7 protein-coding genes and 2 pseudogenes are annotated in these 9,493 nt (G+C 65.0%); all 9 read left to right on the top strand.

From position 1 onward, the window contains the following. Positions 1 to 11 precede the first annotated feature (11 nt). The 9 genes and pseudogenes from Q9R17_RS17200 to Q9R17_RS17240 all read left to right on the top strand — a co-directional run bounded on the left by Q9R17_RS17200 (position 12) and on the right by Q9R17_RS17240 (position 9,484). Positions 12 to 1,844 (top strand): monovalent cation:proton antiporter-2 (CPA2) family protein, encoded by a 1,833-nt coding sequence (locus Q9R17_RS17200; protein ID WP_308155796.1) that lies wholly within the window; start codon positions 12 to 14, stop codon positions 1,842 to 1,844. 143 nt (positions 1,845 to 1,987) lie between these two features. Continuing rightward, entirely contained in the window at positions 1,988 to 2,866 is an 879-nt protein-coding gene (gene folD, locus Q9R17_RS17205) for a bifunctional methylenetetrahydrofolate dehydrogenase/methenyltetrahydrofolate cyclohydrolase FolD (RefSeq protein ID WP_308155797.1), read from the top strand. A gap of 470 nt (positions 2,867 to 3,336) precedes the next feature. Continuing rightward, positions 3,337 to 4,794 carry an IMP dehydrogenase gene (gene guaB / locus Q9R17_RS17210; protein WP_308155798.1) on the top strand — a complete coding sequence of 486 codons (1,458 nt, stop codon included), beginning with the start codon at positions 3,337 to 3,339 and terminating at the stop codon, positions 4,792 to 4,794. 110 nt (positions 4,795 to 4,904) lie between these two features. Continuing rightward, a complete protein-coding gene (gene guaA, locus Q9R17_RS17215) occupies positions 4,905 to 6,470 on the top strand; it encodes a glutamine-hydrolyzing GMP synthase (protein WP_308155799.1) in 1,566 nt (521 codons plus the stop codon). Between the two features lie 302 nt (positions 6,471 to 6,772). Next, positions 6,773 to 6,895 (top strand): annotated as a pseudogene (locus Q9R17_RS17220) (Arm DNA-binding domain-containing protein); the annotation flags it as partial. Positions 6,896 to 6,903: 8 nt separating this feature from the next. Continuing rightward, positions 6,904 to 7,831 (top strand): annotated as a pseudogene (locus tag Q9R17_RS17225) (TrbI/VirB10 family protein); the annotation flags it as partial. Continuing rightward, positions 7,828 to 8,049 (top strand): DUF2274 domain-containing protein, encoded by a 222-nt coding sequence (locus Q9R17_RS17230; protein ID WP_308155800.1) that lies wholly within the window; start codon positions 7,828 to 7,830, stop codon positions 8,047 to 8,049. The pseudogene Q9R17_RS17225 and the gene Q9R17_RS17230, both read left to right, overlap by 4 nt. A gap of 92 nt (positions 8,050 to 8,141) precedes the next feature. After that, positions 8,142 to 8,465, top strand: coding sequence for a helix-turn-helix domain-containing protein (locus Q9R17_RS17235; RefSeq protein WP_308155801.1), 324 nt, complete (start codon positions 8,142 to 8,144; stop codon positions 8,463 to 8,465). 26 nt (positions 8,466 to 8,491) lie between these two features. Next, positions 8,492 to 9,484, top strand: coding sequence for a restriction endonuclease (locus tag Q9R17_RS17240; RefSeq protein WP_343238803.1), 993 nt, complete (start codon positions 8,492 to 8,494; stop codon positions 9,482 to 9,484). The last annotated feature ends 9 nt before the right edge of the window (positions 9,485 to 9,493 follow it).

The following is a 9,493-nucleotide window of genomic DNA, read 5'->3' on the forward strand; positions in this document are numbered from 1 at the left end:
GAACACACCGCATGGCGGTAGAAGCAGCGACCAGCGAGCTGGTCAAGGTCGTCGCCCTGTTGGGCGCAGCAGTGGTGATGGTGCCGCTGTTCCGTCGCGCAGGGCTGGGCTCGGTGCTGGGCTATTTCGCCGCCGGGCTGGCGATCGGACCGTTCGGGCTGGGCTGGTTCTCCGACCCGCAGGCGATCCTGCATACCGCCGAACTGGGCGTGGTGATGTTCCTGTTCGTCATCGGCCTGGAAATGCGGCCCTCGCACCTGTGGAGCCTGCGCAAGGAAATCTTCGGGCTGGGCACGCTGCAGATCGTCACCTGTGCGCTGGTGCTGACCAGCATCGCCAAGCTGTTCGGCCTGCCGTGGCAGGTCGCCTTCATCGGCGCCACCGGCTTCGTGCTCACTTCCACCGCGGTGGTGATGCAGCTGCTGGCCGAGCGCGGTGACATCGCGCTGCCGTCGGGGCAGAAGATCGTCTCCATCCTGCTGTTCGAGGACCTGCTGATCGTGCCGCTGCTGGCCCTGGTCGCCTTCATGGCACCGGGGGCGGACAGCATCGATGGCGCGGGCTCGCGCTGGGAAGCAGTGGCCATCGGTGCCGGTGCGATTGTCGGCCTGGTGCTGGTCGGCCGCTTCCTGCTCAACCCGCTGTTCCGTGTGCTGGCCGCGGCCAAAGCGCGCGAAGTGATGACCGCCGCGGCGCTGCTGGTGGTACTGGGTGCAGCGCTGCTGATGCAGCTGTCGGGCCTGTCGATGGCAATGGGCGCCTTCCTGGCCGGCGTGCTGCTGAGTGAATCGACCTTCCGCCACCAGATCGAAGCGGACATCGAGCCGTTCCGCGGCATCCTGCTGGGCCTGTTCTTCCTCAGCGTGGGCATGGCGCTGGACCTGGGCGTGGTGGCCGGCAACTGGCCGCTGATCGCCGGGCTGGTGGTCGCGCTGATGGCGGCCAAGGCGCTGTGCATCTACGTGGTGGCGCGCATCATGGGCAGCGACCACGCGCAGGCGCTGGACCGTGGCGTGCTGATGGCGCAGGGCGGCGAATTCGCCTTCGTGCTGTTCTCGGCGGCCGCGTCGGCCGGCGTGATCGACATGGACATCAATGCCAACTTCACCGCCGTGGTGGTGCTGTCGATGGCCCTGACCCCGCTGGTGGTGCTGGTCTACAAGCGCGTTGCGCCCAAGCCGGTGGTCGACCTGGCGGATGTGGACGAGGCCGATGGCCTGTCCGGCAGCGTGCTGGTGATCGGCTTCGGCCGCTTCGGCCAGGTGGCCAGCCAGGCACTGCTGGCGCGCGATGTGGACGTGACCATCATCGACAACGATGTGGAGATGATCCAGAGCGCCGGGCGCTTCGGCTTCAAGATCTATTACGGCGATGGCACCCGCCTGGACGTGCTGCATGCCTCCGGCGCGGCGACCGCCCGGGCCATTGCCGTGTGCGTGGACAAGGCCGATGCCGCCGACCGCATCGTGGAACTGGTGGCCCACGAATTCCCGCAGGCCAAGCTGCTGGTGCGTTCGTTCGACCGCGAGCATTCGCTGCGCCTGATCCATGCCGGCGTCGATTTCCAGATCCGCGAAACGTTCGAATCGGCCGTGCTGTTCGGCCAGGCTGCGCTGATCGAGCTGGGCGCCGATGAGGACGACGCGCTGGAGATTTCCGAGCAGATCCGCCGCCGCGATGCCGAGCGGTTCGAACTGGAAATGGCCGGTGGCGGGCTGAGTGCCGGCGCCAAGATGGTCTATGGCAACAGCGCGCAGGGCGTGCCGACACCGACCCCGTTCACCGCGCCCAAGCGCGCCAGCCGCACCCTGAACCCGCAGGATGTGCCGGAAGAAGAGGAGTGACGGATCGCCGGGCAGGGGCCGGCCCGCAGGCGGGCAGCACCGGGCCATGCCGGGTGGGCGCAGCGGACGGCCGCATTGGCGGTGGGCGAGGGGGCCTGAATCGGGGACAATAGCGTCCCGCCGCCCCCACGCCCCCGCATTCGATGAACGCTACCGCTGCCCCGCATCCTGCCCGCATCCTTGATGGCCGCCGCATTGCCGAGGATCTGCTCGACAGCCTGAAGGTGCGGGTTGACGCGCGCGTGGCCGCCGGCGGCAGCCGCCCCGGCCTGGCCGTGGTGCTGGTGGGCGGTGACCCGGCCTCGACCGTGTACGTGCGCAACAAGCGCCGCGCGGCTGAAAAGGTCGGCATCGAAGCACACGATTACGACCTGCCGGCCGGCACCACCGAAGCTGAGCTGCTCGACCTGATCGACCGGCTCAATGCCGATCCGAAGATCAACGGCATCCTGATCCAGCTGCCGCTGCCGGGTATTCCCGATGCGCGCCGCCTGATCCAGCGCATCGACCCGCGCAAGGACGTGGACGGCTTCCACCCGGAAAACGTCGGCCATCTGGCCCTGCGTGAATTCGGCCTGCGCCCCTGCACCCCGCGCGGCATCACCACGTTGCTGGGGCACACCGACCAGCCGGTGCGCGGCCGCAACGCGACCATCGTCGGCGTGAGCAACCACGTGGGCCGACCGATGGGCCTGGAACTGCTGATTGCCGGCTGCACCGTGACCAGCTGCCACAAGTTCACCCCCAAGGACGTGCTGGAACAGGCCGTGCGCAACGCCGACATCCTGGTGGTGGCCGTGGGCCGCCCGGGCATCGTGCCGGGTGAGTGGGTCAAGCCGGGCGCGGTGGTGATCGACGTGGGCATCAACCGCCTGGACGACGGCCGCCTGGTGGGCGACGTCGGCTTCGAGGCGGCGGCCCAGCGCGCCAGCTGGATCACCCCGGTGCCGGGCGGCGTGGGCCCGATGACCGTGGCCACGCTGATGCAGAACACCCTGGAAGCGGCGGAAGCCCTGAGCTGACCCGCCCCTGTTGGGGTGCGGGCGTCTGGCGGCGGTGCCAACCAAGGTTGGCATCTACCAAGGCGGTTTCCGGGTGGTTCCAACGACTCGCATGACCCGCTTCTGGTAGTCGCCAACCTTGGTTGGCGCGTGGAGGGAGCGGCCATTGCCCCGGATGGGGTACGGACGCCTGGTGGCGTTGCCAACCAAGGTTGGCATCTACCAAGGCGGTTCCTGCGTTGTGGCGACGCCCACATGACCCGCTTCTGGTAGTCGCCAACCTTGGTTGGCGGGTGAAGGCGGTGGCCATTGCCCCGGATGGGGTACGGGCGCCTGGCGGCGTTGCCAACCAAGGTTGGCATCTACCCAAGGCGGCACGCGGGGCCCCTGAACCGATTGCCGCCGGCGTGACACTGCGTCGCATCTCCCCCCTCCCACAGGACGTGAAAAAGGGGTAAAATGACGCGCTTCCCCACATCTCGGGTATGCCGATGCTGCGCATCCAGGCTGAAGCACTCACTTACGACGACGTCTCGCTCGTCCCCGCTCACTCGACCATCCTGCCCAAGGACGTCAACCTCGAAACGCGGTTGACCCGAGACCTGAAGCTGAAGCTTCCGATCCTGTCCGCCGCCATGGATACCGTCACCGAAGCCCGCCTGGCCATCGCCATGGCCCAGCTCGGCGGCATGGGCATCATCCACAAGAATCTCAGCCTGGAACAGCAGGCCGCGGAAGTGGCCAAGGTCAAGAAGTTCGAGGCCGGTGTCATCCGCGACCCGATCACCGTCGGCCCGGAAACCACCATCCGCGACGTGCTGGCCCTGACCCAGGCGCACAACATCTCCGGCGTGCCGGTGGTCGGTGCCGATGGCCTGCTGGCCGGCATCGTGACCCACCGCGACATGCGCTTTGAAACCGAGCTGGACGACCCGGTCCGCCACATCATGACCAAGAAGGATCGCCTGGTCACGGTGAAGGAAGGCGCCGCCTCCGCCGAGGTGCTGCAGCTGCTGCACCGCAACCGCATCGAGAAGGTGCTGGTGGTCAACGATGATTTCGCCCTGCGTGGCCTGATCACCGTCAAGGACATCCAGAAGAACACCGATTACCCCAACGCCGCCAAGGACGTCTCGACCCGCCTGCTGGTCGGCGCTGCCGTCGGCGTGGGCGGTGACACCGACCGCCGCGTGGAAGCGCTGGTTGCCGCCGGCGTGGACGTGATCGTGGTCGATACCGCGCACGGCCACTCGCAGGGCGTGCTGGACCGCGTGACCTGGGTGAAGAAGCACTTCCCGCACGTGCAGGTCATCGGTGGCAACATCTGCACCGGCGAAGCCGCGCTGGCGCTGCTGGACAGCGGCGCGGACGCCGTGAAGGTCGGTATCGGCCCGGGTTCGATCTGCACCACCCGCGTGGTCGCCGGTGTCGGCGTGCCGCAGGTGACCGCCATTGATCTGGTGGCCGAAGCGCTGCAGGACCGCATCCCGCTGATCGCCGACGGCGGCATCCGCTATTCCGGTGACATCGGCAAGGCGCTGGCCGCCGGTGCCTCGACCATCATGGTCGGTGGCCTGCTGGCCGGTACCGAGGAATCGCCGGGCGAGACCGAGCTGTACCAGGGCCGTTCGTACAAGAGCTACCGCGGCATGGGTTCGCTGGCTGCCATGGAGAAGGGGTCGAAGGACCGCTACTTCCAGGACGCCGCCACCGCCGACAAGCTGGTGCCGGAAGGCATCGAAGGCCGCGTGCCGTACCGCGGCCCGGTGGGCGGCATCATCCACCAGCTGATGGGCGGCCTGCGTGCCACCATGGGCTACGTGGGCTGCGCCACCATCGAAGACATGCGTAGCAAGCCCAAGTTCGTGAAGATCAGCGGCGCCGGCCAGCGTGAGAGCCACGTCCATGACGTGACGATCACCAAGGAACCGCCGAACTACCGCGCCTGACGCGGGCCGGGCAAAGAGGAACGAGGAAGCTGATTCCCGTTCCTCTTTCTCTATCTGCTGTTGAAAAAGCATTCGAAGTTTCGTTTTCCCTACTGCATTGCCAGGGCGCCATGACCAACATCCATAACGACAAGATCCTGATCCTCGATTTCGGCGCGCAGTACACGCAGCTGATCGCCCGCCGCATCCGCGAGCTGGGCGTCTACTGCGAAATCTGGGCGTGGGACCACAACCCGGCCGAGATCGCGGCGTTTGGCGCCAAGGGCATCATCCTGTCCGGTGGTCCGGAATCGACCACCGTGGCCGGTGCCCCGGCCGCACCGCAGGAAGTGTTCGACAGCGGCCTGCCGATCTTCGGCATCTGCTACGGCATGCAGACCCTGGCCGCGCAGCTGGGCGGCGCCACCGAAGCGGCCGACCAGCGCGAATTCGGCCATGCCGAAGTTAACGTCATCCACCCCGATGCACTGTTCAAGGGCCTGAGCGACCACGGCGGCGAGCCGAAGCTGAATGTCTGGATGAGCCACGGCGACCACGTCTCCGTTGCACCGCCGGGCTTCACCATCACCGCCACCACCGACCGCATTCCGGTGGCCGCCATGGCCAACGAAGAAAAGCGCTGGTACGGCGTGCAGTTCCACCCGGAAGTGACCCACACCCTGCAGGGCCAGGCGCTGCTGCGCCGCTTCGTGGTGGACGTGTGCGGCTGCCAGACCCTGTGGACCGCCGCCAACATCATCGACGACCAGATCGCCCGCGTGCGCGAACAGGTGGGCGATGACGAAGTGATCCTGGGCCTGTCCGGCGGCGTCGATTCGTCCGTTGTGGCCGCGCTGCTGCACAAGGCCATCGGCGAGAAGCTGACCTGCGTGTTCGTGGATACCGGCCTGCTGCGCTGGCAGGAAGGCGACCAGGTGATGGCGATGTTTGCCGAGCACATGGGCGTGAAGGTGGTGCGCGTGAATGCCGCCGACCGTTACTTTGCTGCGCTGGAAGGCGTGAGCGACCCGGAAGCCAAGCGCAAGATCATCGGCAACCTGTTCGTTGAGATCTTCGACGAAGAGTCGAACAAGCTGAGCAACGCCAAGTGGCTGGCGCAGGGCACCATCTACCCGGACGTGATCGAGTCGGCCGGCAGCAAGACCGGCAAGGCGCATGTGATCAAGAGCCACCACAACGTGGGCGGCCTGCCGGAGCACATGAAGCTGGGCCTGGTGGAGCCGTTGCGCGAGCTGTTCAAGGACGAAGTGCGTCGCCTGGGTGTCGAGCTGGGCCTGCCGCGCACCATGGTCTACCGCCATCCGTTCCCGGGCCCGGGCCTGGGCGTGCGTATCCTGGGTGAAGTGAAGCCGGAATACGCCGAGCTGCTGGCCAAGGCCGATGCGATCTTCATCGATGAGCTGCGCAAGGCGGACCTGTACGACAAGACCAGCCAGGCGTTTGCCGTGTTCCTGCCGGTGAAGTCGGTGGGTGTGGTGGGCGACGCGCGGGCGTATGAGTGGGTGATTGCGCTGCGGGCCGTGGAGACGATCGACTTCATGACCGCGCATTGGGCGCATCTGCCGTATGAGTTCCTGGGTACGGTGAGCAACCGGATCATCAATGAGTTGCGGGGGGTGTCGCGGGTTGTCTATGACATCTCGGGGAAGCCGCCGGCGACCATTGAGTGGGAATGACGGAGCGTCTTTCGGGGGCTATCGCCAGGTATCGGTAGAAGTTACGTAACTTGTTGATCTTAAAAAGATAAGTTGCGTTTTCTATCGGTGGCTATCGCCGGCCAGCAGAACGGGTCGGCGACAGTACTGACGGTAAGCTCCCGAGGGTCGGATCCAGACCTTCCTGTTTACTATTGAGACCGAACCGGTCTTTGACGGTAAAAAACTCCTGAGGAAAGCTTGTTTCATGCGGCTTTCCGAGCATCAACGGGTCTCCAGGTCCCTGACGGTAAAAGCCGTCACGAACAGGAGGAACACCCTCAATGCTCACCGACACTACACTGCGCAATCTCAAGCCTAAGTCCAAGATTTATAAGGTTTTTGACCGCGATGGCATGTGCGTGGCGGTATCGCCCGTCGGTACCATCACCTTCCGCTACGACTGGCCCGCTTGAAGGAGGCCGAGGAAGCGGCTGCATCGTCGGTATTTTTCCGCACCGGCACCCAGCAAGCCGCACCGGTGGCGCAGTCGCAGGTGGCCGCCGCGCCGGGCTTCGCCGCCAATGTGGCCTTCGACCCGATGGCGGCCGGGCCGGCTTCGACGGCGGCCCAGCCTACCGACCCGACGGCCGTGCAGCACAGGCAAGACCAGAAAGAGGCGTTCCAGCAAGCTGGAACCACGGAAACCCGTAATTCCAGCAAGCCGGAACCACGGAAACCCGTAATTCCAGCAAGCCGGAACCACGGAAACCCGTAATTCCGGCAACCTGCAAATGCCCGCATCGCCGTATCAGGTGATGGCCGGAACGGTGGTCGCCGGGGCGCTGGTCACAGGCATCAAGTCGGACTTGCCCGGCGACGTGATCGCCACAGTGACGGAGCCGGTCTATGACACGGCCACCGGGCGCTTCCTGCTGATTCCGCAGGGTTCGCGCATCCTCGGCCGCTACAACAGCCAGGTCAGCTACGGGCAGAGCCGCGTTCAAGTCGCCTGGAACCGGATCATCCTGCCCGACACGTCCTCGCTCAGGCTCGACAACCTGGCCGGCACTGACCCGGCCGGCTACGCCGGGCTGGAGGATGGCGTCGATTGGCATTGGGATCGCATCTTTGCCGGTGCGGTGCTGACCACGCTGCTGGGCGTCGGCGCCGAACTGGCCGCGCCGGAGAACCGCCAGAACGGTGATCGTGTCATCATCGCCGGGCGCGACAGCGCGCAGGACGGCATCAATCAGGTCGACCAGGAGATGACCCGGCGCAACCTCAACATTCAGCCCACCCTGACGGAGCGACCGGGCCTGCCGGTGCGCATCATCGTCAATCGGGATCTGGTGCTGCGGCCGTACCAGCCGCTGTTCTTCAATCGGGGGACTTCGCGATGAGCACGACCAAGAAGCTACGGCTCGGGCCGCTGCCCAAGACCGAGAGCATCAAGCTGACCTTCGCCTGCCCGGCCAGCCTGAAAGCCGACCTCGATCGCTACGCCGCGCTACACGCGCAGGCGTATGGCGAGGCGGTTGATGCGGTAACGCTGATCCCGCACATGCTGGAGGCGTTCATCGCCGGCGACCGGGGATTCAAAAAACTGCCGGGCAAGTGAAGCCTGGCGAGGGTAGGGAAGGCGCGTCTTGAAGTCGACGATGATTATCACATACAGATACAATAGTCCGGAAGCATATCTCGGGACTCGTCATGAAACGGTGCATCGTCGGCATTCAGCGACCAGATGGCGCGCATTCTCATCGATCGAGGGATGAGACGCCGCAGATTTGGTTCAGTTCGTTGGCGTCGCTTGCTGCCGTGCTCTCAGATGACAACCGGCGCTTGCTACGCCTAATCCACGAGAAGCAGCCGAAGTCACTAACAGAATTGGCTGAGCTCAGCGGTCGAAAGGTCCCGAATTTGTCCCGTACCTTGCGTCTGATGGCGGATTACGGTTTGGTCTCGCTGCAACGCAATGTCCGGGATGTCCAACCGACTGCACTGGCGACTGAGTTCGTGGTCGTGTTGGATTGATGGGTATGAACATGAGAGGGAACACGATGGCCAGGATGTGGATGGTGCGTGGCGAAGGCGGCAGCCTGTACGACGCTTTTCGGGAACGCGGCGTGGCTGCCGTGGGCTGGAACCAGCTGGCGGCTCATGCCAAGCCTGGTGTCGGGCGCAAACAGTTGATCGCCCTGTACCAATCCGCCGAGCCCCTGGCAAAACAAGGCACTGTGGTTTCGGGCGCATCCCAGGTCTGGCGCTTCGTTAACGACATCCAAGAGGGCGACTGGGTCATCACCTATTCGCCCGCCAATCGCTTGTACTCAATCGGCAATGTAGCTGGACCAGCCGAGCACCACCCCGAGTGGGCTGAGCAAGGCATGCCCCTGGCGCGCAAGGTGCAGTGGCAAGCGCAGGAACTGCCACGCGACAACTTGGGCACGAGCAGCAAAAATAGCCTGGGTTCGACCCTGACCCTCTTCGAGGTACCGTCCAGCGCGGCAGCCGAAGTGCTGGCCGCACTGAAAGGTAAACCGGCGCCAGCAGTGGAAGAGGAGGCTGAGGAAGTCATTGCCGATCCACTGGCCGACATCGAGTCTCAGGCACTGGAACGCATCAAGGATCGGGTCAACGAACTGGACTGGGATGACATGCAGCAGCTAGTTGCCGGCATCCTGCGTGCCATGGGCTACAAGACCCAGGTTTCGCCGCCTGGCTCCGACCGTGGGAAGGACATCGTGGCCTCGCCGGACGGCTTCGGCTTTGAACACCCGCGCATTGTCATAGAGGTCAAGCATCGCAAGGGACAGATGGGTAGCCAGGAAATCCGCAGCTTCCTCGGCGGCCGCCACAAGGATGATCGCGGGCTGTATGTCAGCACGGGCGGTTTCAGTAAGGACGCCCTGTACGAAGCTGATCGCGCCTCCATTCCGTTGGCGATGTGGACGCTGGACCACGTAGTACGGGCGCTGATTGAGCATTACGACGGTACCGACGCAGAAACCAAACGGATCGTGCCGTTGAAACGGCTGTACTGGCCAGCCTAAATAAAAAAG

The sequence above is a fragment of the Stenotrophomonas sp. 24(2023) genome, from assembly GCF_030913365.1.
Lineage (GTDB): Bacteria > Pseudomonadota > Gammaproteobacteria > Xanthomonadales > Xanthomonadaceae > Stenotrophomonas.